The 25,380-nt window shown below is 41.0% G+C and carries 25 protein-coding genes; 19 read left to right on the plus strand and 6 right to left on the minus strand.

The features are described 5' to 3' along the window. Positions 1–86: 86 nt before the first annotated feature. From gyrB to dnaA, 4 genes are all read right to left on the minus strand, one after another. The gene (gyrB, locus tag AAEY94_RS16950; RefSeq protein ID WP_101087365.1) at positions 87–2,504 is read right to left on the minus strand and encodes a DNA topoisomerase (ATP-hydrolyzing) subunit B; all 2,418 of its coding nucleotides are present in this window, start codon (positions 2,502–2,504) and stop codon (positions 87–89) included. Positions 2,505–2,519: 15 nt separating this feature from the next. Beyond that, positions 2,520–3,602, minus strand: coding sequence for a DNA replication/repair protein RecF (gene recF / locus AAEY94_RS16955; RefSeq protein WP_162021954.1), 1,083 nt, complete (start codon positions 3,600–3,602; stop codon positions 2,520–2,522). An 88-nt stretch (positions 3,603–3,690) separates the two neighbouring features. Next, positions 3,691–4,791: a DNA polymerase III subunit beta gene (dnaN, locus tag AAEY94_RS16960; RefSeq protein WP_101087363.1), complete on the minus strand. Its 1,101-nt coding sequence runs from the start codon at positions 4,789–4,791 to the stop codon at positions 3,691–3,693. Positions 4,792–4,810: 19 nt separating this feature from the next. Then, complete coding sequence (gene dnaA, locus AAEY94_RS16965) at positions 4,811–6,196, minus strand: chromosomal replication initiator protein DnaA (RefSeq protein WP_011635493.1); 1,386 nt, start codon at positions 6,194–6,196, stop codon at positions 4,811–4,813. A 445-nt stretch (positions 6,197–6,641) separates the two neighbouring features. Here dnaA and rpmH point away from each other — a divergent pair, with 445 nt between their 5' ends. From rpmH to AAEY94_RS16995, 6 genes are all read left to right on the plus strand, one after another. Continuing rightward, positions 6,642–6,779, plus strand: a complete 138-nt coding sequence (gene rpmH / locus AAEY94_RS16970; protein ID WP_006083827.1) for a 50S ribosomal protein L34 — start codon at positions 6,642–6,644, stop codon at positions 6,777–6,779. A 12-nt stretch (positions 6,780–6,791) separates the two neighbouring features. Further along, complete coding sequence (rnpA, locus tag AAEY94_RS16975) at positions 6,792–7,148, plus strand: ribonuclease P protein component (protein WP_011639470.1); 357 nt, start codon at positions 6,792–6,794, stop codon at positions 7,146–7,148. After that, complete coding sequence (gene yidD / locus AAEY94_RS16980; RefSeq protein WP_011639469.1) at positions 7,115–7,369, plus strand: membrane protein insertion efficiency factor YidD; 255 nt, start codon at positions 7,115–7,117, stop codon at positions 7,367–7,369. The genes rnpA and yidD overlap by 34 nt, the downstream gene beginning before the upstream one ends. 3 nt (positions 7,370–7,372) lie before the next feature. After that, on the plus strand, positions 7,373–9,001 hold the full coding sequence (gene yidC / locus AAEY94_RS16985) for a membrane protein insertase YidC (RefSeq protein ID WP_101087362.1): 1,629 nt from the start codon (positions 7,373–7,375) through the stop codon (positions 8,999–9,001). Between the two features lie 81 nt (positions 9,002–9,082). After that, on the plus strand, positions 9,083–10,444 hold the full coding sequence (mnmE, locus tag AAEY94_RS16990) for a tRNA uridine-5-carboxymethylaminomethyl(34) synthesis GTPase MnmE (protein WP_335692785.1): 1,362 nt from the start codon (positions 9,083–9,085) through the stop codon (positions 10,442–10,444). A 25-nt stretch (positions 10,445–10,469) separates the two neighbouring features. Beyond that, positions 10,470–11,084: a 3'-5' exonuclease gene (locus AAEY94_RS16995; protein ID WP_101087360.1), complete on the plus strand. Its 615-nt coding sequence runs from the start codon at positions 10,470–10,472 to the stop codon at positions 11,082–11,084. On the opposite strand, the gene AAEY94_RS17000 is transcribed toward AAEY94_RS16995, so the two are convergent. Continuing rightward, complete coding sequence (locus tag AAEY94_RS17000) at positions 11,085–11,951, minus strand: LysR substrate-binding domain-containing protein (RefSeq protein ID WP_350979320.1); 867 nt, start codon at positions 11,949–11,951, stop codon at positions 11,085–11,087. 141 nt (positions 11,952–12,092) lie between these two features. On the opposite strand from AAEY94_RS17000, the gene AAEY94_RS17005 reads away from it, so the two are divergent. Both AAEY94_RS17005 and fghA read left to right on the plus strand, forming a co-directional pair. Continuing rightward, complete coding sequence (locus AAEY94_RS17005; RefSeq protein ID WP_011639464.1) at positions 12,093–13,223, plus strand: S-(hydroxymethyl)glutathione dehydrogenase/class III alcohol dehydrogenase; 1,131 nt, start codon at positions 12,093–12,095, stop codon at positions 13,221–13,223. Positions 13,224–13,296: 73 nt separating this feature from the next. Continuing rightward, on the plus strand, positions 13,297–14,145 hold the full coding sequence (gene fghA / locus AAEY94_RS17010) for an S-formylglutathione hydrolase (protein WP_162024242.1): 849 nt from the start codon (positions 13,297–13,299) through the stop codon (positions 14,143–14,145). 82 nt (positions 14,146–14,227) lie between these two features. Here fghA and AAEY94_RS17015 read toward each other — a convergent pair whose 3' ends face one another. After that, positions 14,228–15,595 carry an alanine/glycine:cation symporter family protein gene (locus AAEY94_RS17015; protein ID WP_101087357.1) on the minus strand — a complete coding sequence of 456 codons (1,368 nt, stop codon included), beginning with the start codon at positions 15,593–15,595 and terminating at the stop codon, positions 14,228–14,230. 115 nt (positions 15,596–15,710) lie between these two features. Here AAEY94_RS17015 and mioC point away from each other — a divergent pair, with 115 nt between their 5' ends. The 11 genes from mioC to atpA all read left to right on the plus strand — a co-directional run bounded on the left by mioC (position 15,711) and on the right by atpA (position 25,334). Continuing rightward, positions 15,711–16,151, plus strand: a complete 441-nt coding sequence (mioC, locus tag AAEY94_RS17020) for an FMN-binding protein MioC (RefSeq protein WP_101087356.1) — start codon at positions 15,711–15,713, stop codon at positions 16,149–16,151. 471 nt (positions 16,152–16,622) lie between these two features. After that, on the plus strand, positions 16,623–18,512 hold the full coding sequence (mnmG, locus tag AAEY94_RS17025) for a tRNA uridine-5-carboxymethylaminomethyl(34) synthesis enzyme MnmG (protein ID WP_350979323.1): 1,890 nt from the start codon (positions 16,623–16,625) through the stop codon (positions 18,510–18,512). Between the two features lie 112 nt (positions 18,513–18,624). After that, positions 18,625–19,245 carry a 16S rRNA (guanine(527)-N(7))-methyltransferase RsmG gene (rsmG, locus tag AAEY94_RS17030; RefSeq protein WP_101087354.1) on the plus strand — a complete coding sequence of 207 codons (621 nt, stop codon included), beginning with the start codon at positions 18,625–18,627 and terminating at the stop codon, positions 19,243–19,245. Between the two features lie 62 nt (positions 19,246–19,307). Next, complete coding sequence (locus AAEY94_RS17035; protein ID WP_101087353.1) at positions 19,308–20,096, plus strand: ParA family protein; 789 nt, start codon at positions 19,308–19,310, stop codon at positions 20,094–20,096. Between the two features lie 9 nt (positions 20,097–20,105). Continuing rightward, positions 20,106–20,987, plus strand: a complete 882-nt coding sequence (locus tag AAEY94_RS17040) for a ParB/RepB/Spo0J family partition protein (protein ID WP_101087352.1) — start codon at positions 20,106–20,108, stop codon at positions 20,985–20,987. A gap of 225 nt (positions 20,988–21,212) precedes the next feature. Then, a complete protein-coding gene (locus tag AAEY94_RS17045; protein ID WP_101087392.1) occupies positions 21,213–21,596 on the plus strand; it encodes an ATP synthase subunit I in 384 nt (127 codons plus the stop codon). Positions 21,597–21,608: 12 nt separating this feature from the next. Further along, positions 21,609–22,403 (plus strand): F0F1 ATP synthase subunit A, encoded by a 795-nt coding sequence (atpB, locus tag AAEY94_RS17050; protein WP_101087351.1) that lies wholly within the window; start codon positions 21,609–21,611, stop codon positions 22,401–22,403. A gap of 65 nt (positions 22,404–22,468) precedes the next feature. Next, positions 22,469–22,720 carry a F0F1 ATP synthase subunit C gene (atpE, locus tag AAEY94_RS17055; RefSeq protein ID WP_011639455.1) on the plus strand — a complete coding sequence of 84 codons (252 nt, stop codon included), beginning with the start codon at positions 22,469–22,471 and terminating at the stop codon, positions 22,718–22,720. A 37-nt stretch (positions 22,721–22,757) separates the two neighbouring features. Next, complete coding sequence (gene atpF, locus AAEY94_RS17060; protein ID WP_101087350.1) at positions 22,758–23,228, plus strand: F0F1 ATP synthase subunit B; 471 nt, start codon at positions 22,758–22,760, stop codon at positions 23,226–23,228. Between the two features lie 16 nt (positions 23,229–23,244). Beyond that, complete coding sequence (gene atpH, locus AAEY94_RS17065) at positions 23,245–23,778, plus strand: F0F1 ATP synthase subunit delta (RefSeq protein ID WP_101087349.1); 534 nt, start codon at positions 23,245–23,247, stop codon at positions 23,776–23,778. 14 nt (positions 23,779–23,792) lie between these two features. Further along, on the plus strand, positions 23,793–25,334 hold the full coding sequence (gene atpA, locus AAEY94_RS17070) for a F0F1 ATP synthase subunit alpha (RefSeq protein ID WP_101087348.1): 1,542 nt from the start codon (positions 23,793–23,795) through the stop codon (positions 25,332–25,334). Positions 25,335–25,380: the final 46 nt, after the last annotated feature.

Raw genomic sequence — 25,380 nt, forward strand, 5'->3', positions numbered from 1 at the left:
TTAAATGTTAAATAAATACTATTATAACCATAGCACTAAAAACAAAAATGGGTGCCAAAGGCACCCATTTATACACTAAAATTTTGTTATACGTCTAAGTTGGCCACATTAAGCGCGTTAGTTTCAATAAACTCACGACGCGGCTCAACTTGGTCACCCATCAAACATGTAAATAGCTGATCAGCAGCAACTGCATCTTCAATAGTAACGCGTAACATACGACGAGATTCTGGATCCATTGTAGTTTCCCACAATTGTTCAGGGTTCATTTCACCCAATCCTTTATAACGTTGAATATATAGGCCGCGTTTAGCTTCACTAATAGTCCAATCTAATGCTTCTAAGAAGCTTTCAACTTCTTTAACACGTTCGCCACGTTGTACATAACCACCCTCTTCAATCATCCCCTCTAATGCAGCACCTAGCTTAGCGATACGCTGATAATCAGATGATGTGAAGAAGTCATAACCAAATAGATAGTTAGTATCAATACCGTGCTTGCGGATTGTCACGCTAGGAGTGTAAACCTTGCGCTCAGGGTCAAGCATTACATTAGCTGTAAAAATAATACCGCTACTTTCACGTTCAACTAGATCTGCAATGAAGCCATTACACCATGCAGTCATTTGCGCTTCGTCACTTAACACTGCTGTAGTCACTTCTGGGTGATACAACATACGGTCAAGTAGGTTGGTTGGGTAGCGTTTTTCTAAGCGCTTAATAATGCGCTCAACTTCACGATACTGTGCCACTAAACGCTCTAATGGCTCACCAGACATACCAAAAGCACCTGGGCTTGGATAAATATTGGTGCCATCGAGTGCTTGAGTGGTTAAATACTCAGTTAATGCTGGCTCATCTTTCAAATACTGTTCTTGCTTACCTTTTTTCACTTTGAAAAGTGGTGGTTGAGCAATATAAATATAGCCACGTTGGATCAATTCAGGCATTTGACGGAAGAAGAAGGTCAACAGCAAAGTACGAATGTGTGAGCCGTCGACGTCAGCATCGGTCATGATGATGATGTTGTGATAACGAGTCTTATCTGGGTTGTATTCATCGCGGCCAATACCACAACCTAATGCAGTAATCAGCGTTGCCACTTCTTGTGAAGATAACATCTTGTCAAAACGCGCTTTTTCTACGTTTAAGATCTTACCTTTTAGTGGAAGAATTGCTTGGTTTTTACGATTACGTCCCTGTTTGGCTGATCCGCCAGCAGAGTCCCCTTCCACTATGTATATTTCAGAAAGACCAGGATCTTTCTCTTGGCAGTCAGCTAACTTACCTGGCAAACCACCTAAATCTAGTGCGCCTTTACGACGAGTCATTTCACGGGCTTTACGCGCCGCTTCACGAGCACGTGCTGCATCAACAATTTTACCCACAATTAATTTAGCATCTGCTGGGTTTTCTAATAGATAATCGTTTAACTGCTCACCCATTGTTTGTTCAACAGCGCTTTTCACTTCACTAGACACAAGTTTGTCTTTAGTTTGCGAGCTAAACTTTGGATCAGGTACTTTTACTGAAATAACCGCAGTTAAGCCTTCGCGCGCGTCGTCACCTGTCGCGTTAGTTTTGCCTTTTTTGTTAAAACCTTCACGTTCCATGTAGTTGTTCAAGTTACGTGTTAAAGCGCCACGGAAACCGGCTAAGTGAGTACCACCATCACGCTGAGGAATATTATTAGTAAAACAGAAAATATTCTCTTGATAACCATCGTTCCACTGCATCGCAACTTCAACGGTGATACCATCTTCGCGCTCATGAGAAAAATGGAAAACATCTTTGTTAATCGGCGTTTTATTACGGTTTAAGTAATCAACAAAAGCACTAATACCGCCTTCATACTTAAAGAACTCATCTTTACCGTCGCGCTCGTCAACTAAACGAATGCCGACACCTGAGTTTAAGAATGATAGTTCACGTACGCGTTTGGCTAAAATTTCAAAATGAAACTCAACATTGGTAAACGTGTCACCACTTGGCCAAAAGCGGAGTTCGGTACCGGTTTTAACCGCATCACCAATTTCTTTGATAGGCGCATCGGGTACACCATGAGTATAAAACTGCTCATAGACTTTACCTGCTCTACGAATGGTTAACTGTAGTTTTTTCGATAACGCATTAACGACCGAAACACCCACACCGTGCAGACCACCAGAGACTTTATAAGAGTTATCATCAAACTTACCGCCAGCATGAAGTACGGTCATAATAACTTCAGCGGCAGAGATACCCTCTTCTTCATGTATCGAAACAGGAATACCACGACCATCGTCTTTTACTGAGACTGAACCATCTGAATGAATGCTAATGGTGATATCACTACAATGGCCTGCTAAAGCTTCATCGATAGAGTTATCGACCACTTCGAATACCATGTGATGAAGACCTGTGCCATCATCAGTATCACCAATGTACATACCAGGTCTCTTACGGACTGCATCAAGGCCTTTTAATACCTTGATACTCGAAGAATCGTAACTATTCTCTGACATATTTATCTCTCGTTGTTATTCAATAACCGTTACCAACCCTTGTTCCACATGAAACATCCTGTTTGGAGGGCTAGATAACGAATCGACTATTGCTTGCGGTTCGATCGCAGTGACAAAAATTTGTGCACCGGTTTCGGTTAACTGCTGTAGCAATAGCTGCCTATGCTGTGCATCCAACTCCGACGGTAAATCGTCGACTAGATAAATACTATTTTTATCTAGTTGTTGTTTGAGCAACTTTCCCTGTGCAATACGCAGTGCACAGACTAATAATTTTAATTGTCCACGGGACAACGCATCCTGCGCCGGTAAATTACCCACGCGCAAACGTAAATCTGCTTTGTGGGGGCCGCTGCCCGTATTTCCAGCGGCTAAATCTCTTGAGTATTGGTTTTCAAGTAATTGGGCAAAATCCGTTTTACTATCCCATCCTCGAGTAAAAGAAACCTTAATATCAATCTGAGGTAAAAACACTCCGATTATACCCTTTAGTAGCACATTTAACGAGTCTACATATTGATTTCGTATATCGGTAACCTGTTCAGCATACCGCACCAACTCCTTATCCCAAAACTGTATTTGGTTATAGGGAGAGTGATTTCTAAGTAATTGGTTTCGTTGCTTTAATACCTTTCTAGTATTCACCCAAGCTTGATAAAAATGTGGGTCAGAATGAAATGCACCCCAATCAATAAATTGACGGCGGGCTTTAGGTCCCTCGAACAACAAAGAAAAACTTTCGGGAGTAATAACTTGAATGGGTAACGTTTCGGCCAGGGTTGATAAACGCTTTACTTTCTCGCCATCAATTTTTACTTCGATCTCACCGCTTCGATGACGACGTAAGCCAATTTTACAATCTCTGTCAGCATCAATTAAATGCGCAAACAAAGTCAGTTTATCGTCATCATGGTTGATCACACGTTGGGATAAATGGCTTCTAAACGAACGGCCCATACCCAAAAAATAAATAGCTTCGAGAATACTGGTTTTGCCACTGCCATTTTGACCGTAAATCAAATTTAAGCCATCACCCGGTTGTAATGATGCTGAGGTAATATTACGAAATGAACCTATGGTAATACGCGATAAACTCATGAAGACCTATTGTGATAACCCAATAAAACGGTAGAAACAAAGAAGGTGCTTTGCAGCACCTTTCATATAGCAATAACACAATAACGCATTACAGACGCATTGGCATCACGACATACATAGAATCTTCTTCTTTGTGGTTCTCAATCAAGGCACTTGAATTGCCATCAATTAAAGTAATTCGTACTTCATCACTGGCTAAGTTATTTAACACATCAAGTAGATAACTGACGTTAAAACCAATTTCTAGCTTATCAGAGTCATATTCAACATCAATGATCTCTTCAGCTTCTTCTTGTTCAGGATTATTGGCAGTTATTTTCAATAAGCCAGATTCAAGCTGAATACGTACTCCACGGAATTTCTCATTCGAAAGAATAGACGCACGAGTTAACGCTTGTTTTAATTGGTTACGACTGGCGATAACCACCTTATTGCCACCCTTAGGTAACACTCGGCGGTAATCAGGGAAACGGCCATCGACAAGCTTACTGGTAAATACCGCGGAACTGGTAATCGCTCTAATGGCATTATCACCAATGGCAATGGTAATGTCCTGGTCGTCACTGTCGAGCAAGCGCGCCATTTCAACCACCCCTTTACGAGGCACAATCACTTGTTTTTCGGGTAATGAAACATCAAGCGTACGATGACTTAAGGCTAAACGGTGTCCGTCGGTGGCAATAGCACGTAATACATTACCTTCAGTTTCAAATAACAAACCATTGAGGTAGTAACGTACATCTTGGTTAGCCATTGAAAACTGAGTTGAATCAATAATCGACTTCAACACGCCTTGCTTTAAGCTAAATTCGATATCCGCTTGGAATTCTTCAACGTTGGGATAATCTTCGGCGGGTAATGTTGCCAATGAAAAACGGCTGCGACCTGAACGCAATAACCATTTATTATCTTGTTGCTCGACCTTTAATTCACTCTGCTCTGGTAATGACTTAACAATATCCAGTAACTTTTTAGCCGGAACCGTCGTACGACCGATATCAATGTCACCATGAATAGCCGCTTGGCCCACCAACTCAACCTCTAAATCAGTGCCTGTTAGCTTAAGTGATGACTCACTAACTTCAACTAATAAGTTGGCTAAAATAGGTAAGTTGTGTCTGCGTTCTACCGCGCCGCACACTAGCTGCAACGGCTTTAATAGGGCGTCCCTATCAATTGAAAATTTCATCGTGTCAACATTCCCTGAATTAAGAAGACAAAGTTCTAATCAAGTTAGCATAATCTTCTTTAATATCATGACTTTCTTCGCGCAATTGGGCGATTTTACGACAAGCATGTAACACTGTCGTATGGTCACGACCACCAAAAGCATCACCAATTTCCGGTAAACTTTGGTTAGTAAGTTCTTTAGATAGCGCCATCGCCACTTGTCTAGGCCTTGCCACACTGCGAGAACGGCGTTTAGACAGCATATCTGCCATTTTTATTTTGTAGTATTCAGCAACAGTCTTCTGAATATTATCTATAGTGACTAATTTTTCTTGTAGTGCCAAGAGATCTCTTAATGCTTCACGCACAAAGTCGATAGTGATTGGGCGGCCAGTAAAGTTAGCATTAGCAATCACGCGGTTTAGTGCACCTTCTAATTCACGTACGTTTGAACGTAAACGCTTGGCAATAAAGAATGCCACTTCATCAGGTAGGTTTATTCCGCTCTCTTGTGCTTTACGCATTAAAATCGCTACGCGGGTTTCTAATTCAGGTGGCTCAATAGCAACCGTTAAGCCCCAACCAAAGCGAGATTTTAAGCGATCCTCTACCCCATCGATCTCTTTCGGATAACGGTCTGAGGTTAAAATAATTTGATGATTACCTTCTAACAATGCATTAAAGGTATGGAAAAACTCTTCTTGTGAACGATCTTTATTGGCAAAAAATTGAATGTCATCAATAAATAGCGCATCAACACTACGGTAATAACGCTTAAATTCTTCGATCGCGTTATTTTGCAGCGCTTTAACCATGTCCTGAACAAAACGCTCAGAATGCATATACACCACTTTGGCATTGGGATTATTTTTAATAATGCCATTACCTACAGCGTGTAAAAGGTGAGTTTTACCTAAACCAGTGCCGCCATATAAAAATAACGGATTATAAGCACCACCAGGATTTTCAGAAACTTGCAATGCAGCAGCTTTACCTAACTGGTTCGATTTACCTTCAACGAAGTTATCAAATTGGTAAGTAGGATTAATATTGCTGCGATGATTAGGGTTAATAATCGGTTCAGCCTGGGTATTAAAGGACGTGGTTCCTACCTGGGCTTTAGTTTGGCGATTAACAGGCTTAGCCGCTACAGGAGCTGGCGCAACCGGACGAGCTGAAGGACGGCTACCAATATCAAAACGTAACTTAGGTGCATTACTGCCCATTTGTTCAGTAAAAAATTGATTAATGATATTGATGTATTTATCGCGTACCCAATCCAGCACAAAACGATTTGGCGCATACAAAACCAAAGTATCACCATCCATTTCAGCCTGTAACGGACGGATCCACATACTGAACTGCTGTGCTGATAACTCGTCTTGCAGTCTGCCGATACATTGTTGCCAAAGTGAAACCGCCACTTATTTATCCCCAAATATCTTTAATCAAAGGAGGTGTATTCTATAGGGAGATCACAATGATCGCTATCCTTTAAAGAAGAATTATCCCCAGCGGGATCATTCTGTGTATATATCTGAGATCAGCGAAGATCAAAATCGATCCATTAATTGCAAGATTCAAGCAAATCCAGCTTTATTAACCGATCCACCTTGATCTATAATAGCATTTCTTTGATCTACTGAAACAACGAAAGATCCACAAGATATAGTGTCTGTACACAGACTTATCCACATCTTCTGGTGCTTAATCGATAGTAGCTTCAAATAAAGATTGGCAGAAATTTGTCATATAAGTACTTTCGTTATTGACGAGGCTACTTAAAGTGATTACAATTCGGCCTCTTTTTTGCCCTTACCTCTAATGTTGGAGATAAGGTAAATTCACTAACAAAGACGGATTGCCATCATGAGTAAACGTACTTTTCAACCTAGCAACCTGAAGCGCAAGCGTTCTCACGGCTTCCGCGCTCGTATGGCTACTGTAGGCGGCCGTAAGGTCCTTGCACGTCGCCGTGCGAAAGGTCGCGCTCGTTTATCTGCGTAAGTAGATAACTAGGTGACTAGCTATACCTTTTCGCGGGAGTTACGTTTGTTAACTCCCGCGCAATTTAAATCTGTATTCTCCAATCCAATCAAAGCATCCTCTGCTGAAATAACTCTGCTCGCAATTCCAAATTCAGAGCAACATCCTCGTTTAGGATTAACTGTGGCCAAACGTTTTGTTAAACGTGCAAACCAACGTAATCGTATTAAACGTGTGATAAGAGATAGTTTTCGTTTACATCAACACGACATCCCAGATATAGATATCGTTGTATTAGTCAGAAATGGCGTGATGGAAATGGAAAATGCAGAACTACACAAATTAATAGAAAAGCTATGGCGCAAACTCAGTCGCCGTTACAATGGCTAGCAACTACGGTTATCCGTGGTTACCAAATTCTTATCAGCCCTTTATTGGGACCGCGGTGTCGGTTCAATCCAACTTGTTCTTATTATGCTATCGAAGCAATAAAAACACATGGAACAGTGAAAGGTAGTTGGTTTGCAATGAAACGCATATTAAAATGTCACCCTTTACATCCCGGCGGTAGTGATCCCGTCCCCCCTAAAAATGACAGGTGTAATAAATAGGCTATGGAATCTCAACGCAATATATTGCTAATCGGTCTGCTGTTTGTCAGCTTTTTAATGTGGCAACAATGGCAAACAGATAAAGCACCAAAACCGGCAACAGCTCAAACTGTTACCCAAACTAACGCCGCCTCACAACACAGTGCTGACGTTCCAGAAGCAGATATCTCTGGGGAACCAATAGAATTACCTGCAAATAAAAACCTTATTAGCGTTAAAACTGATCAGCTTGATATTAAAATCAGCCCGATTGGTGGTGACATAGTTTATGCCGCATTAGTGGAACATAAACGCGAAATTGACAGTAGTGACCCATTTGTCATTTTAGAACAAAAGAACAATTTCACTTATATCGCCCAAAGCGGACTTATTGGTCGTGATGGTATTGATAGTAGTGCCAATGGTCGAGCTGCTTATAGTGTTCAAACCAATTCATATTCTTTAGCTGAAGGTAAAGACACATTAACCGTGCCATTTACTTATACAGCAGACAACGGTGTCACCTACGTAAAAACCTTTACGTTCACCCGTGGTCAATATGATGTCGGCGTAGATTACAGCATCAACAATACTTCGGCTGCACCGTTACAAGTGCAAATGTATGGTCAAATTAAGCAAACGATTAAAGAATCTGAAAGCAGCATGATGATGCCAACCTATCGTGGTGGTGCTTTCTCGGCTCAAGATACTCGTTATGAGAAATATAACTTTGACGATATGGCTGACAAAAATCTTGCTAAAGTAACACAGGGTGGTTGGGCAGCAATGCTACAACATTACTTTGTGTCAGCTTGGGTGCCGCCAGCAACAGATTCAAACACCATTTTCTCAAGTATGAGTGCTGGTGGAATGGCTAATATTGGTTTCCGTGGTGCGGTATATGATATTGCTCCTGGCGCAACTCAAGAAATTAGCTCACAGTTTTATGTTGGCCCTAAAAACCAAAAAGAGCTTTCAGCTATTTCTGAAACCTTAAACTTGGTTGTTGATTACGGTTTCTTATGGTGGTTAGCGATTCCAATCCATTGGTTATTGATGTTCTATCAATCATTTGTGGGCAATTGGGGTGTGGCTATTATTTTGATCACTCTCACCGTCCGTGGTGGTCTATATCCGCTGACTAAAAAGCAATATACCTCTATGGCCAAAATGCGTAATCTACAGCCTAAATTGGCAGAGATGAAAGAACGCTTTGGTGATGACCGTCAAAAGATGGGTCAAGCTATGATGGAGCTGTATAAGAAAGAGAAAGTAAACCCTATGGGCGGTTGCTTACCTATTCTATTACAAATGCCAATCTTCATTGCACTATATTGGGTGCTACTAGAAAGCTATGAATTACGCCACGCGCCATTCATGCTTTGGATTAATGATTTATCGGTCCAAGATCCATACTATGTATTGCCATTGTTAATGGGCTTATCAATGTTCTTGATGCAGAAAATGCAACCGGTAGCGCCAACAATGGATCCAATGCAAGTAAAAATGATGCAGTGGATGCCAGTAATCTTTACCGTATTCTTCTTATGGTTCCCAGCAGGTCTAGTACTTTACTGGCTAGTGGGTAACTTAGTTGCAATCACACAGCAGAAAATTATTTATGCTGGCCTTGAGAAAAATGGCATAAAATAAGCCTAAGCTCAATGTTGTATAACTGATTAAAAAGGCGGCTGATTAGCCGCCTTTTCCTTTATCAATTTTATAGGTAATACCGTGACAACAGACACTATTGTGGCACAAGCCACCGCCCCTGGACGAGGTGGCGTAGGCATCATTCGTATTTCTGGTGATTTAGCCACTAATGTCGCGACAGCGATTATTGGCCACATACCCAAAACGCGTTACGCAGAATATTGTGACTTTAACAATGCTGACGGTCAGGTGATTGATCAAGGGATTGCACTATTTTTTAAAGGACCAAATTCATTTACCGGCGAAGATGTCCTAGAACTGCAAGGCCATGGCGGTCAAATAGTACTCGACATGCTAATTAAGCGAGTGATGGAAATAGACGGTATTCGTATTGCTAGACCAGGTGAATTTAGCGAACAAGCCTTTATGAACGATAAACTCGACTTAACTCAAGCAGAAGCGATTGCTGACTTAATTGACGCCACCAGTGAACAAGCAGCAAAAAGTGCCTTGCAATCACTACAAGGTGAATTCTCAAAAGAAGTTCATGAGCTTGTCGACCAAGTCACCAACCTGCGTTTATATGTGGAAGCCGCGATTGATTTCCCCGATGAGGAAGTCGACTTTCTATCCGATGGTAAAATTGCCAACGCCTTATATAAAATCATCGATAAGCTAGACACAGTGCAAGCCAGCGCCAAACAAGGTTCAATCATCCGTGAAGGAATGAAAGTTGTGATTGCCGGCCGTCCTAATGCTGGTAAATCAAGCTTACTCAATGCATTAGCCGGTAAAGAATCGGCAATTGTGACTGAAATAGCAGGCACAACTCGTGACGTATTGCGCGAGCACATCCACTTAGACGGTATGCCGCTGCACATTATCGATACGGCAGGGTTACGAGACACTCTAGACACTGTTGAACAAATCGGCATAGAACGCGCATGGGCAGAAATAGCCAGTGCCGATAGAGTCTTGTTTATGGTCGATGGCACCACAACTGACGCCATAGATCCGCACGAAATTTGGCCTGACTTTATCGACCGTCTACCAGCAAAGCTGGGAGTGACAGTGATACGTAATAAAGCTGACCTAACCGGTGAAACCTTAAATAACACCGAAGAGCAAGGTTACAGCGTTTATAGCATATCAGCTAAAACAGGTTTAGGGGTTGATGAGTTAAAGCAACACCTCAAATCATTAATGGGTTACCAAAGTAACTTAGAAGGTGGTTTTATTGCCCGCCGCCGCCATTTAGAAGCACTCGATCTTGCTGCAAATCACTTACAACTGGGTAAAGAACAACTTGAAGTGTATTTAGCTGGAGAGTTACTGGCAGAAGAACTGCGCATGACACAAATGGCCTTATCTGAGATCACCGGTAAATTCACCTCAGATGATCTATTGGGCAAGATTTTTGGCTCATTCTGTATTGGTAAATAGTGTATCGGTAAATAGGTGTAAATTGATGAAACTCGCCAATCACGTCGTGATACTCGACTTTGAAACCACAGGATTATCACCAGATAACGGTGACCGAGCCATAGAAATTGGTGCGGTTAAGTTAGTTAATGGTCAAATAGTCGATACTTTTCAGGAATTGATTAATCCTGGTCGGCGAGTCAATAGTTTTATTGAGCAATACACTGGTATTAGTAACGATATGCTTAAACATGCCCCTGCGTCCAAACAAGTCATGGGGCAGTTTGCTAAGTTTATTGATGGTTTTAATTTGGTGGCACACAATGCCAGCTTTGATAAAAAGTTTCTCGATGCTGAGTTTAGCCATAGCAAACTGTATTACACTGGTCAGTTTGCTTGCTCGTTATTATTATCAAGGCGGATAAGCCAAGATGCCCCCAACCATAAGCTTGGCACGCTTGTAGATCATCACCAGTTACCTAACGATGGTGTGTTTCACCGCGCTTTAGCCGATGCCACCATGACCAGCCATTTATGGTTACATCAAATAGATCTATTACAACTACAGCTGCCCAAGCAAGCTATTACCATTGATATGATCAATAAAATATCCAGCCTACCAAAAGCGCAAATTGCGCGTTATTTGCGAACGATGAGCTAGTTACAACTCTTGCGATAACTTATCGACCAGCAATCTCACTTTGGGTGATAAATGGCGATTATGCGGATACAAAGCCCAAATACCTTCTTTAGGTTGTTGAAAAGGTGTCAGCAATACCACTAACTCCCCTTCAGTAATAGCATCATTGACGTAATATCCCGGTAACTGCACAATCCCCAAACCACAAATAGCCGCATTTAATAAACTCAAACCACTACTACAGGCTAAAGATCCATGCACTTTTACCGTCTTGGGTTTACCTTGCTCAACAAAATGCCAATGAGACTGACTACCGATTAAACAATTATGCTGACTTAACTCCGATAACGCATAAGGCGTACCGAATTTAGCGATATAACTCGGGGCTGCGCAAACATATTGGCTGCGACTCGTAAGTCGTTTTGCCATCATGGTTGAATTAGTTAACCGCCCTAACCTAATAGCCAAATCATACCCCCCATCCACCAAGTCCAGTTGCTGATTAGTCAGCTCACAAATCACTTCAATGTCAGGATATTGCTGCATAAAATCAATGACTATCGGCATGATAAACTTTTCACCGTAAGTCACTGGTGCAGTAATTCTAATCAGTCCTTGAGGCTTATCTTTTAAGCTTGAAATAGCACGTTCTGCTTCATCAAGACTGTTTAATACTTGGCGACAATGCTGATAATAAACCGTACCTTCTTCGGTTAACGATACTTTGCGGGTGGTGCGATAAAATAATTTGGTGTTTAAACGGTTTTCAAGCTGACTAATTTGTCGACTCACTTGCGCGGTAGAAATACTCAAACGCTTGCCAGCCACTGTAAAACTGTCAGTTTCGGCCACAGCCACAAATTCAAAAATGCCTTCCCACTTCATCATTATTACATTCTCGTAAAAGTCATTTGCAAAATAAGCTAATTATCATTCTATGATAAACAAATACAATGGCTAAATACACTACACTGTAGTAAAACCACTTAACCATGTTGACCATGGTCGTTAATGTTAAGGAAATCATTTATGTCAGCACAATTTATTAAATCCAAAGCCGCTATTGCTTGGGGACCTGGCCAACCACTATCGGTAGAAGAAGTCGACGTAATGTACCCAAAAGCGGGTGAAGTCATGGTACGTATTGTGGCATCTGGCGTTTGTCATACCGATGCTTTCACGCTTTCAGGTGATGATCCTGAAGGGGTATTCCCGGCGATTCTTGGTCATGAAGGCGGCGGTATTGTTCACATGGTCGGTGAAGGCGTTACTAGCGTACAAGTCGGCGATCATGTTATTCCGTTATACACAGCAGAATGTGGAGTATGTAAATTCTGTACTTCTGGTAAAACCAACCTTTGCAGCGCAGTGCGTGAAACTCAAGGTAAAGGGTTAATGCCAGACGGCACCACGCGTTTCTTTAAAGATGGAGAGCCAATTTTTCACTACATGGGTTGTTCAACATTTTCTGAGTACACAGTATTACCGGAAATATCATTAGCCAAAGTCAGTAAAGATGCACCATTAGAAGAAGTATGTCTATTAGGCTGTGGTGTGACTACCGGTATGGGCGCTGTCTTGAAAACAGCTAAAGTTCAAAAAGGTGATACTGTCGCTATTTTTGGTTTAGGCGGTATTGGTCTATCGGCAATTATTGGTGCCACCATGGCTGGCGCCAGCCGAATTATTGGTATTGACCTTAACGAATCTAAATTCGAACTTGCCAAAAAATTAGGGGCAACCGACTGCATTAACCCTAAAAACTTTGATAAGCCGATTCAAGAAGTGATTGTAGAAATGACCGACGGTGGTGTCGATTTCTCATTTGAATGTATTGGTAACGTCAATGTAATGCGCAGTGCATTAGAATGCTGTCATAAAGGTTGGGGCGAGTCCGTCATTATTGGTGTAGCCGGTGCAGGCCAAGAAATATCAACCCGTCCATTCCAATTAGTTACTGGTCGCGTATGGCGTGGCAGTGCATTTGGTGGCGTTAAAGGACGCAGTGAATTACCAGGTATTGTTGAGCAATACCTAGCTGGCGAATTTAAACTTGACCACTTTATAACTCACACCATGGGTATTGAAGGCATTAATGATGCATTTGATTTAATGCACAAAGGTGAAAGTATTCGCAGCGTGATCCACTTTGCCAAGTAACACTTAATTTATCATGACAGATGCAGTTAAGTGTAAAACGACTTAACTGCGGTTTGACAAATAAGGACACATCATGACCATTGAAAGTATCAGCAGTACCAAAGCATTTGGTGGTTGGCATAAGCAATACAGTCATCAATCAAGTACGCTTAATTGCACCATGCGGTTTGCTATTTACTTACCACCACAAGCCGAAAGCCAAAAAGTGCCGGTTTTATATTGGTTGTCAGGGCTCACCTGTACTGATGAAAACTTTATGCAAAAAGCAGGTGCACAACGCATAGCAGCAGAGTTAGGCATGGCTATTGTCGCACCCGATACCAGCCCTCGAGGTGAAGGTGTTGCAGATGATACCGACGGCGCTTATGACTTTGGTTTAGGTGCAGGCTTTTATCTAAACGCCACCAAACCACCCTTTAGTCAACATTACCAAATGTATGATTATGTGGTAAACGAATTGCCAGCACTAATTGAAGCCCATTTCCCAGTAACAGAGCAACGCAGTATTAGCGGCCACTCAATGGGTGGACATGGCGCGTTAACCATAGGATTAAAAAATCCGCACAGATATAACAGCCTGTCAGCATTTAGTCCGATTTGTCACCCAATGGACTGCCCATGGGGCATCAAAGCATTCCGTGGTTATTTAGGTGATGATCAGCAGCAATGGCAACAATACGATAGCTGCGAGTTAATGGCCAATAGCCAACAATTTGTGCCCACGCTGGTGGATCAAGGCAGTAATGACAACTTTTTAGACGAGCAGTTAAAACCACAAGCCTTAGTTCAAGTAGCTAAAGACAAAGGTTATCCGCTTGAACTAAGAATGCAGCCAGGTTATGACCACAGCTATTATTTTATCGCAACGTTTATTGAAGACCATCTGCGTTTTCATGCTAAACACTTAGCACTTAGCACTTAAATAAAATACAATATTTGATAGTTTTAATGAATCAATAAAAATGAAAACGAGCCATTTTGGCTCGTTTTTTTATACATTACAGTTAACGATTAGCATCTAACCGAGAGAAATAATCTTTTGCTGCAGCCCTAACTTTAGGAGCTAACAATAAAGCAGACGTCATCGTCGGTATCGCCATCAATGCATAAGCAGCATCAATAATATTAACAATTTCTTGCAAGCTGGCTGTCGCAGCAAACAAAATAGCTAATAAATAAAAGTACTGATAAAAACGAATACGTTTACGACCAAATAAAAAGGCAAAACATTGGCCACCATAAAATGCTTGAGTAAAAATGGTGCTAATACTAAAAAACACCACACATAAAATAAGCAAATATGGTCCAATACCTGGCATCGTAATTTCAAATGCCTGCGCCGATAAATTTACCCCTTCAGCATCAGTACCTTGCCACACACCCGAGATTAAAATAATCATCGCTGTTGCAGTGCAGACTAATAATGTATCAATAGCAGGGCCTAACATGGCCACTAAACCTTCTTTTACTGGTTCATTAGTTTTGGCACTGCCATGAGCCATAACCTCTGTACCAATTCCGGCCTCATTCGAAAATGCAGCTCGGCGAATACCAATTAACATTGTCCCTAAAATTCCGCCGCCAACCGAATTTAACGAAAATGCTTCACTGAAAATAAGACTAAAATAGCCAGGTACTTGCTCAATATTTGACACAATCACATAAGCGGCACAACTCATGTAAATTAAGATCATCATCGGCACAACTTTAGATGCTACGGTCGCAATACGCTTAATTCCACCAAGAATAACGCTTGCCACTATCACCATAACAACGATCCCTAAACTCAAATCAAGCCAAAAAGTCGATTGATCCGCCGGAAAATGACCCGGTTTAACAAATAACCACTCGCGGATTATCTGTACTAATTGATTTGAGTTAAACAGCGGGAAATTACCAATTAAGCCAACAACACAGAAAAATACCGCTAAAAAATGCCATTTTTTAGTTAACCCTTGAGTAATAATGTACATAGGGCCACCCTGTACATCACCATTTTCATCTTTACCACGATACATAATAGCCAAAGTACAAGTAAAAAACTTGGTCGCCATACCAACAATAGCGCTGATCCACATCCAGAAAATAGCTCCCGGACCACCGACCATAATAGCCACAGCAACACTACCAATATTTCCCATTCCCACGGTACCGGCCATAGCACTGGATAACGCCCCAGCATGGCTGATATGCCCTTCGGCGCCATCATCAGGATATTTACCTCTCACGACATTAATAGCGTGACCTATGTACCTAAAAGGCACAAAACGAGAATAAATAAGGAAGAATAAGCCACCGCCAACGAGTAAAATAAGCATGTGAGGACCCCATGCAAGGTCAGCTAGCTGTTTAGTAATATCAGCAAGATTCATTAAAACCTGTTGTTTTATTGTTAAATAGTAATTAAGAAAATACTGATATTACTCGCACAGCGCAATGAAAAATAAGCGTAAAATAGATGAATAAATTTAATAATTCGGAGTCAAGATGGCAAAAGTAGCATTATTAGTAGGCACAACATTAGGCGGTTCAGAATATGTTGCCGATGAAATGGCAGCTCAACTTGATGAGTTAAACCATCAAACAAAGGTATTTATTGAGCCTAATATAGATGAATTAGCAGATTTTTCAGTGTGGATCCTTGTATGTTCTACTCATGGAGCAGGCGATCTTCCCGACAACATAGTGCCATTTCATAAGCAATTAATGATCGAAGTGCCCGATCTTAACCATATAAAGTTCGCTTTATGTGCAATTGGTGACTCTAGTTACGATACTTTCTGCCAAGGGCCAGAAAAAATAACCGCACTACTTTTGCAAAATGGATCTAAAGCCATTGTGGATAAGATCCAAATCGATGTGCAACGAGACCCAATACCAGAAGAACCTGCTCTAGCGTGGTTATTGCAATGGCAACATCTTATCTAAGCATATAGATATCCGATCATTGTCTGCATAAATCGTGATCAACTCACAGATTAGATCATACTTATCCACAATATATTACTTATAAGTATAAGTTTGTGGATAAGCTATTATTTTTAGCGATCATAACTCTGTACTATTCACAGTCCGATCTGCTCAATGATCACCCTTGTGGATAACTACCCGATCTATCCCCATGTTATCTTGAGTTTGATCGCGATCAGATCACAGGTTAGTTTTAACTTTACCGTATGATTTTAAACAGAAATAAAAGTTATCAACAGAAAAGTCCGATCCTAATAATAAACATAATAAAAAGATCTATATAAAGATCTTAAGATCTATTAAGCAAACCGCATCTTGATCAATCAATGAAAAATGATCGTTCACGTTCAGACAAGCAAGTGCTAAAATGATCCAATCGAAAAAAGAATAAATTCGAATTTAACTTTCTTAGCTATCAAAGGTCAGATAATGCATTTTCATGAACGGTTTGATGTAATTGTTGTTGGTGGTGGTCATGCCGAAACTGAAGCAGCACTTGCAGCTGCAAGAATGGGCTCAAAAACATTATTGTTGACCCATAACATCGACACACTTGGCCAAATGTCTTGTAATCCTGCTATAGGCGGGATTGGTAAAGGCCACTTGGTAAAAGAAATTGACGCCTTAGGTGGAGCAATGGCAACCGCCACTGACTTTGCAGGTATTCAATTTAGAACATTAAATTCAAGCAAAGGTCCTGCCGTTCGTGCAACACGTGCCCAGGCAGACAGAGCGCTTTATCGTCAAAAAATCCAACATATATTACAAAACCAACCTAATTTACGTATATTCCAACAGGCTGTTGATGACCTAGTTGTTGAAAGCGATAAAGTTGTTGGTGTAGTAACACAAATGGGTTTAGCTTTCGAAGCACCAGCAATTGTGTTAACAACGGGTACATTCTTAAGTGGTAAAATCCATATTGGTATGCAGAATTACAGTGGTGGTCGCGCAGGTGATCCACCGGCAATTGCATTAGCGAATAGATTACGTGAATTAAATATCCGTGTTGGCCGTTTAAAAACTGGGACACCACCACGTATCGATGCTAATACCATTGATTTTACACAAATGACTGAGCAAAAAGGTGACACACCACTGCCAGTAATGTCATTTGTTGGTGATGTTAGTCAGCATCCAAGACAAGTTTCATGTTTTATCACTCATACCAATGAGAAAACCCACGACATTATTCGTGGAGGACTTGATCGTAGCCCTATGTATTCAGGTGTTATAGAAGGGATTGGACCGCGTTATTGTCCGTCTATCGAAGACAAGATCCACCGTTTTGCAGATAAATCATCACATCAGATATTTATTGAGCCTGAAGGCCTAAGCACGAATGAAATTTATCCAAACGGTATATCAACCAGTTTACCGTTTGACGTACAGTTAAATTTAGTCCGTTCAATTAAAGGCATGGAAAACGCTGAAATTATGCGTCCTGGCTATGCTATTGAATATGATTACTTTGATCCACGTGATCTTAAAAACTCATTAGAAACTAAAGCCATCGAAGGACTTTATTTCGCTGGTCAAATTAACGGTACTACTGGTTATGAAGAGGCCGGAGCTCAAGGTTTACTTGCTGGAATGAATGCATCACTGCAAGTTCAAGGCAAAGCAGCTTGGTGTCCTCGTCGTGATGAAGCTTATTTAGGTGTTTTAGTTGACGATTTATCAACCTTAGGTACAAAAGAACCATACCGCATGTTTACCAGCCGTGCGGAATATCGTTTATTACTTCGTGAAGATAATGCCGATTTACGTTTGACTGAAAAAGGCCGTGAATTAGGCTTAGTTGATGATAAGCGATGGGAATCATTTATTGCCAAAAGAGAATCGATCGAATTAGAACTTCAGCGCTTGCGCAGCCAATGGGTTCACCCAAATTCAGCTTTATTAGGGGTACTTAATCCACAATTAAACACCCCTATTTCACGTGAAGCATCATTTGAAGACTTGCTACGCCGTCCTGAAATGGATTATGCAAAGCTTATGTCATTAGAGGGTTTTGGTCCTGGACTTGAAGATCAACAAGCAGCTGAACAAGTACAAATTCAAGTTAAGTACTCTGGTTACATTCAGCGTCAGCAAGATGAAATTGATAAAGCTATCCGTCATGAAAACTCATTATTGCCACTTGATCTGGATTATCAAGAAGTGCCTGGTTTATCAAATGAAGTGATCGCAAAACTCAATAATCATAAACCTGACACTGTTGGACAAGCATCACGGATCTCAGGCATTACTCCTGCAGCGATCTCAATTTTGCTAGTACATTTGAAAAAACGAGGTTTATTGCGAAAAATCGCATAAATATAGTTATTTTTTCAACTCAATACCACAAGGGAAGCCATAAGGCTTCCCTTAGTGCTTTTACGGCTTCATAATAACTGCCGTCTTTATCATGCAACCTACGAGGCTTTCTGTGTTATCTGCCCAACTTAAAACCTATTTAGCTGAAATGAATATGTCGGCCACTGAATTACAACAAAAACAATTAATAGGTTTTGTTGAAATGCTTGATAAATGGAATAAGGCTTATAATCTCACCGCCGTTCGTGATCCTGAGCAAATGTTAATCCGTCATGTTATGGACAGTTTAACCGTTTCTCCTTATCTTGAAGGACAACGTTTTATCGATGTGGGAACTGGCCCTGGTTTACCCGGGATCCCATTAGCGATTATGAATCCAGATAAGCAGTTTGTGTTGTTAGACAGTTTAGGTAAACGGATCCGTTTTCAAAAACAGGTTCAATTTGAATTAAAAATTAATAATATTACCTCGGTAGAAAGCCGTGTTGAAGCTTATAACCCAGAGATTAAATTTGATGGTGTGTTAAGTCGAGCATTTGCATCTATTCAAGATATGCTCAGTTGGTGTCATCATTTACCGACTGAGAAAGGCACTTTTTATGCGTTAAAAGGCCAGTTAAATCAGCAAGAATTACAAGATATGCCAACAGGATTTTTGTTGGTAGAAACCATTGTATTGCATGTACCAACGTTAGATGAACAGCGACATTTATTAAAAATTGCTAAGCAATAACTCGCATTTCTTTCGCTAATTAAGCTAACCGGACATCAATAACTTTAAGACAGGATGACATTGTGGGTAAAATCATTGCCGTAGCCAACCAGAAAGGTGGCGTTGGAAAAACAACAACTTGCGTTAATTTAGCCGCATCACTTGCCGCCACAAAGCGTAAAGTGTTGTTGATCGATTTAGATCCTCAAGGTAATGCGACTATGGGCAGTGGTGTCGATAAATATGAAGTCGATAACACCGCTTATGAATTATTAGTTGAAGAAAAACCCTTTGCCGAAATAGTCATTAAAAATACCATAGGTAAATATGATTTGATCGCGGGTAATGGTGATGTCACTGCTGCTGAAATTAAATTAATGGAATTTTATGCGCGTGAGATCCGTTTACGCAACGCATTAGCACCGATCAAAGATGATTATGACTTTATCTTTATTGACTGCCCGCCATCACTCAATATGTTAACTGTAAATGCCATGTCGGCTGCTGATTCTGTACTTGTGCCAATGCAATGCGAATATTATGCCTTAGAAGGCTTAACGGCGTTAATTGACACTATTACCAAGCTAGGCGCCATGGTTAACCCTACATTAAGCATAGAAGGCATTTTGCGGACTATGTATGATCCGCGAAATCGTTTATCTAATGATGTATCTGATCAACTCAAACAGCATTTTGGTGAGAAAGTGTATCGCACTGTCATACCGCGAAATGTTCGTTTAGCTGAAGCACCTAGTTTTGGTGCACCTGCCATGTATTACGACAAATCAAGTGCCGGAGCTAAAGCCTATTTAGCCCTGGCAGGTGAAATAATCCGTCGTGCAGAACAGCAAACTCAACCAAAACAAGCGTAGGATACAAAAATGACCATAAAAAAACGCGGTTTAGGTAAAGGCTTGGATGCCTTATTAAGCCACAGTAATACTGCTAGTCGTAAAAATGATCAAGTAGAAGAGCAGCAATCTGCAACGTTAAATGACTTACTACACCTTGATCTTGATTTATTACAACCAGGTAAATATCAACCACGTAAAGATATGTCGCCAGAAGCACTAGAAGAGTTAGCTGAATCAATTCGTGCTCAAGGTGTTATACAACCTATTATTATTCGTAAAATATCTGCAACTAATTATGAAATTATTGCCGGTGAACGTCGTTGGCGTGCAGCTCAACTAGCCAAACTTGATAAAGTACCGTGTATTGTAAAGCAAGTGGCTGATGATGCTGCGGTCGCTATCGCGCTAATTGAGAATATTCAACGTGAAGATTTAAATGCAATGGAAGAAGCCATTGCCTTGCAACGATTATTAGAAGAATTTGAATTAACCCATCAACAAGTGGCTGATGCAGTTGGTAAATCCCGTGTTAGTGTGTCTAATTTATTGCGTTTAAATAGCCTTAATGAGCCTGTTAAACGTTTGTTGGAAAATGGTGATATCGACATGGGCCACGCGCGGGCTTTATTGGCGGTAGAAGGCGATGAACAGACTAATTTAGCTCGATTAGTGGCCTCAAAAGAAATGACTGTTCGAGAAACTGAACGATTAGTTAATAAAGCCCTAAATCCGGCTAAAGACGCCGAAACACCAGCTAAAGATCATGATGTTAGTCGTTTAGAACAAGAGTTAATTGAAAGACTCGGTGCCAAGGTTGCCATCAATCATGGCAGTAAAGGTAAAGGCAAAATTGTAATAAATTACCAGAATCTAGCTGAATTAGACGGAATTTTAAGTAAAATCCGCTGAAATGTGCAACAAACCAATTTCATTAGTAAGTTTGTGACATAGCTCTAATTTTAGTTTTTGATTATTTAGCGCTGAATCGTGCGTAAAATCGTTGTTTTACTATCATCAAAGTTGCAAACAAAGCGCGAAAAGGTATACTTTGCAGGCTTTTTGAATCTTAAGGCTAGTTTAATATATTAAATTTAACATTAGGACCGCGAAAGGCAATAATGCGGAGATATGAAGTTGGGTAATGTTTTAGCGCGTCGTGGCAGGTTAGCAGCCTATAAATTAGTGCTGGTACAAGCGACAGTCGCGTGTATTATTTCAACACTATTTTTCGTTATGTGGGGAGCACAGTATGGCCTATCTGCGCTAGCAGGTGGCGTAATTGCTGTACTTCCTAATTTTGTATTCGCAACCCTAGCTTTCTCACATAGTGGGGCAAGCTCTGCAGCAAAAGTGATTAAAAGCTTTTACTGGGGGGAAGCGGTAAAGATGCTATTAACCATTGCATTATTTTCGTTAGTGTTTATCAATATAAAAGTTGGATTTATGCCGCTTTTTACCTGTTACTCATTAGTGTTAGTTGTACATTGGATAGCACCTTTATATTTCAAGCAAAGTTAAGTGGGATGAATCATGTCTGCAACTGGTGAAGAAATGACACAGCAGAGCTATATCCAACATCACCTTACCAATCTAACAGTTGGTGAAGGATTTTGGACTTGGAACATTGATTCGTTGCTCTTTTCGGTTGGGCTTGGAATGTTGTTCTTATGGCTGTTTTACCGTGCCGGCAAAAAAGCGACCACAGGCGTTCCTGGCAAATTTCAATGTTTTGTCGAGATGATTGTTGAGTTCGTTGATAGCAGTGTGAAAGAAACTTTTCACGGCCGCAATCCTGTTATTGCGCCTTTAGCTCTGACAATTTTCGTCTGGATTTTCATGATGAACTTCATGGATATGATCCCAGTCGATTGGTTACCTTCACTGGCTTTATTAGCTGGTGTTCCATACCTAAAAGTTGTCCCGACTACAGACGTTAACATTACCTTCAGCTTAGCTCTTGGTGTGTTTGTGCTGATTATTTATTACAGCATTAAAGTCAAAGGTGTTTCAGGTTTTGTTAAAGAACTAACATTTCAGCCTTTTAACCATTGGGCAATGATACCAGTCAACTTATTATTAGAAACAGTAACTTTAGTTGCGAAGCCGATTTCATTGGCTCTACGACTATTTGGTAACTTGTACGCTGGTGAGTTGATATTTATCCTTATTGCATTGATGTACGGTTCTAACGTGGCGTTATCTGCTCTAGGTGTAGGATTACAACTAGGTTGGTTAATTTTCCATATTTTAGTTATTACTTTACAAGCATTTATTTTCATGATGTTGACCATTGTTTATTTAAGCATGGCGCATGAAGATCACTAAGGGTAACCGAAAATTTTTTTGACCTAAATCATTAATAACAACGATTTAGAATATTGGAGATAGATATGGAAACTGTATTAGGAATGACGGCAATTGCTGTTGCTCTACTCATTGGTATGGGTGCATTAGGAACAGCTATTGGTTTCGGCCTTTTAGGTGGAAAGTTTTTAGAAGGTGCAGCTCGTCAGCCAGAAATGGCGCCTATGTTACAAGTTAAAATGTTCATCGTAGCGGGTCTTCTAGATGCCGTAACTATGATTGGTGTAGGTATTGCGCTATTTATGCTATTTACTAACCCATTGGGTGCAATGCTTTAACTAACGCTTCTGTCTTTAATCTAACTAGGAGGCTGTTGTGAATTTCAACGCTACCCTATTCGGTCAGACGGTTGCCTTTATTCTCTTCGTGTGGTTTTGCATGAAGTTTGTATGGCCTCCGTTGATGAATGCCATCGAAGAACGCCAGAAGAAAATTGCTGATGGTCTGGCTGATGCCGGCCGTGCAGCAAAAGATCTAGAGTTAGCACAAATTAAAGCTACTGAGCAACTAAAAGAAGCAAAAGTAACTGCCAACGAAATTATTGAGCAAGCTAATAAGCGTAAGGCTCAAATCGTTGAAGAAGCTAAAGTTGAAGCGCAAACTGAGCGAGCTAAAATTATCGCTCAGGGTCAAGCAGAAATTGAAAACGAACGTAATCGCGTGAAAGATGATTTGCGTAAGCAAGTTGCTCTACTAGCTATCGCTGGTGCAGAGAAAATTCTTGAACGCGTGATAGATCCAGAAGCCCACAGTGACATAGTTAATAAACTTGTTGCTGAAATTTGATTAAGGGAGTTGAGTTATGGCTGAATTAAGCACCATCGCTCGCCCTTACGCAAAGGCAGCTTTTGATTTTGCTGTTGAGCATAAAGCAGTAGAAAGTTGGACAGAAATGTTAACTTTCGCTTCATTGGTAAGTGAAAACGAATCAATAAAGCCACTGCTTAATGGTACTCTCGCGAGTACACAACTTGCCTCACTTTTTATAAAAGTATGCGGTGAGCAAGTCAATGAGCAAGGTCAAAACCTGATAAAGGTAATGGCTGAAAACGGTCGTTTAGGGATACTGTCAACAGTATCGCTACTTTTTGCTGAATACCGTAATGAGTGGGCAAAAGAAGTTGAAGCCGATGTGGTTTCTGCTACTGAGCTAAGCTCTGAGCAACAGCAGCAAATTAGTGTTTCTTTAGAGAAACGTCTCGCACGCAAAGTTAAGCTGAATTGCAGCATCGACGCATCGCTTATTGGCGGTGTAATTATTAAATCAGGCGACCTAGTCATTGATGGCTCGGTAAGCGGTAAGTTATCGCGTTTGTCTGAAAAGCTGCAGTCGTAATTGGGAGTTTGAGCATGCAACTGAATTCCACTGAAATCAGCGATCTGATTAAGCAGCGGATCCAGCAGTTCGACGTCGTTAGTGAAGCTCGCAACGAAGGTACAATCGTTGCAGTAAGTGACGGCATCATTCGCATTAACGGCCTAGCCGATGTAATGCAAGGTGAAATGATCGAACTGCCTGGTGGCTGTTTTGCAATCGCGTTGAATTTAGAACGTGATTCTGTCGGCGCCGTAGTAATGGGGCCTTATGCTAATTTAGCAGAAGGCGATAAAGTAAGAACCACTGGTCGTATTCTTGAAGTACCGGTGGGTCGTGGTCTACTTGGCCGCGTTGTTAACACTCTAGGTGAGCCTATTGACGGAAAAGGACCTATCGACAACGATGGTTTCTCTCCTGTTGAAGTGATTGCCCCAGGTGTTATTGAACGTAAGTCAGTATCACAACCAATTCAAACTGGTTATAAAGCCGTTGATGCCATGATCCCTATTGGTCGTGGTCAACGTGAATTGATTATTGGTGACCGTCAGACTGGTAAAACAGCGATGGCAATCGATGCAATTATCAACCAGAAAGAGTCAGGCATTAAGTGTGTCTATGTAGCTATTGGTCAGAAAGCTTCTACCATCGCTAACGTAGTACGCAAGCTTGAAGAACATGGTGCATTAGCTAACACTATTGTTGTTGTTGCCTCAGCTTCTGAAGCTGCCGCACTACAATATTTAGCGCCATATTCTGGTTGTTCTATGGGTGAATACTTCCGTGACCGCGGTGAAGATTCTTTAATCGTATATGATGATTTGTCTAAGCAAGCAGTTGCTTATCGTCAAATTTCACTACTATTGAAGCGTCCACCAGGACGTGAAGCCTACCCAGGTGATGTTTTTTATCTACACTCTCGTTTATTAGAGCGTGCTTCACGCGTAAACGTGAATTATGTAGAAAAGTTCACTAAAGGTGCAGTAACAGGTAAAACCGGTTCGTTAACCGCTTTGCCTATTATTGAAACCCAAGCTGGTGATGTATCAGCGTTCGTACCGACTAACGTAATTTCTATTACAGATGGTCAAATCTTCCTTGAGACTGATTTGTTTAACTCTGGACTACGTCCAGCAGTTAACCCAGGTATTTCAGTATCTCGTGTTGGTGGTGCTGCGCAGACTAAAATCATCAAGAAACTGTCTGGCGGTATTCGTACTGCACTTGCACAGTATCGAGAGCTTGCTGCGTTCTCACAGTTTGCGTCTGATTTAGATGATGCAACTCGTGCTCAACTTGAGCATGGTGAGCGTGTAACCGAATTAATGAAGCAAAAGCAATATGCTCCTATGAGCGTTGCTGCCCAGTCTGTGTCTATTTTCGCAGCTGAAAAAGGCTACCTTAAAGGTGTTGCTTTAAATGAAATCGGTCGCTTCGAGGCCTCTCTGCTTTCATACATGAACAGTCAACATGCTGACCTAATGAACACCATCAATGCTACTGGCGATTATAACGCTGATATCGAAGGTGAGTTAAAGGCAGGCATGGACAAGTTCATTGAAACCCAAACCTGGTAATAATGAACACGGGGTGTCATTAGGCACCTCAGGTCCCAGATTGGAG

It is taken from the genome of Shewanella sp. AC34-MNA-CIBAN-0136 (assembly GCF_040309945.1).
GTDB lineage: Bacteria > Pseudomonadota > Gammaproteobacteria > Enterobacterales > Shewanellaceae > Shewanella.

Coding starts and splice junctions, on each gene's coding strand:
- gyrB (WP_101087365.1), bottom strand. CDS start 2,504: ATGTCAGAGAATAGTTACGATTCTTCGAGTATCAAGGTATTAAAAGGC.
- recF (WP_162021954.1), bottom strand. CDS start 3,602: ATGAGTTTATCGCGTATTACCATAGGTTCATTTCGTAATATTACCTCA.
- dnaN (WP_101087363.1), bottom strand. CDS start 4,791: ATGAAATTTTCAATTGATAGGGACGCCCTATTAAAGCCGTTGCAGCTA.
- rpmH (WP_006083827.1), top strand. CDS start 6,642: ATGAGTAAACGTACTTTTCAACCTAGCAACCTGAAGCGCAAGCGTTCT.
- yidD (WP_011639469.1), top strand. CDS start 7,115: ATGGCGCAAACTCAGTCGCCGTTACAATGGCTAGCAACTACGGTTATC.
- yidC (WP_101087362.1), top strand. CDS start 7,373: ATGGAATCTCAACGCAATATATTGCTAATCGGTCTGCTGTTTGTCAGC.
- AAEY94_RS16995 (WP_101087360.1), top strand. CDS start 10,470: ATGAAACTCGCCAATCACGTCGTGATACTCGACTTTGAAACCACAGGA.
- AAEY94_RS17000 (WP_350979320.1), bottom strand. CDS start 11,951: ATGATGAAGTGGGAAGGCATTTTTGAATTTGTGGCTGTGGCCGAAACT.
- AAEY94_RS17005 (WP_011639464.1), top strand. CDS start 12,093: ATGTCAGCACAATTTATTAAATCCAAAGCCGCTATTGCTTGGGGACCT.
- fghA (WP_162024242.1), top strand. CDS start 13,297: ATGACCATTGAAAGTATCAGCAGTACCAAAGCATTTGGTGGTTGGCAT.
- AAEY94_RS17015 (WP_101087357.1), bottom strand. CDS start 15,595: ATGAATCTTGCTGATATTACTAAACAGCTAGCTGACCTTGCATGGGGT.
- mioC (WP_101087356.1), top strand. CDS start 15,711: ATGGCAAAAGTAGCATTATTAGTAGGCACAACATTAGGCGGTTCAGAA.
- mnmG (WP_350979323.1), top strand. CDS start 16,623: ATGCATTTTCATGAACGGTTTGATGTAATTGTTGTTGGTGGTGGTCAT.
- AAEY94_RS17040 (WP_101087352.1), top strand. CDS start 20,106: ATGACCATAAAAAAACGCGGTTTAGGTAAAGGCTTGGATGCCTTATTA.
- atpB (WP_101087351.1), top strand. CDS start 21,609: ATGTCTGCAACTGGTGAAGAAATGACACAGCAGAGCTATATCCAACAT.
- atpE (WP_011639455.1), top strand. CDS start 22,469: ATGGAAACTGTATTAGGAATGACGGCAATTGCTGTTGCTCTACTCATT.
- atpH (WP_101087349.1), top strand. CDS start 23,245: ATGGCTGAATTAAGCACCATCGCTCGCCCTTACGCAAAGGCAGCTTTT.
- atpA (WP_101087348.1), top strand. CDS start 23,793: ATGCAACTGAATTCCACTGAAATCAGCGATCTGATTAAGCAGCGGATC.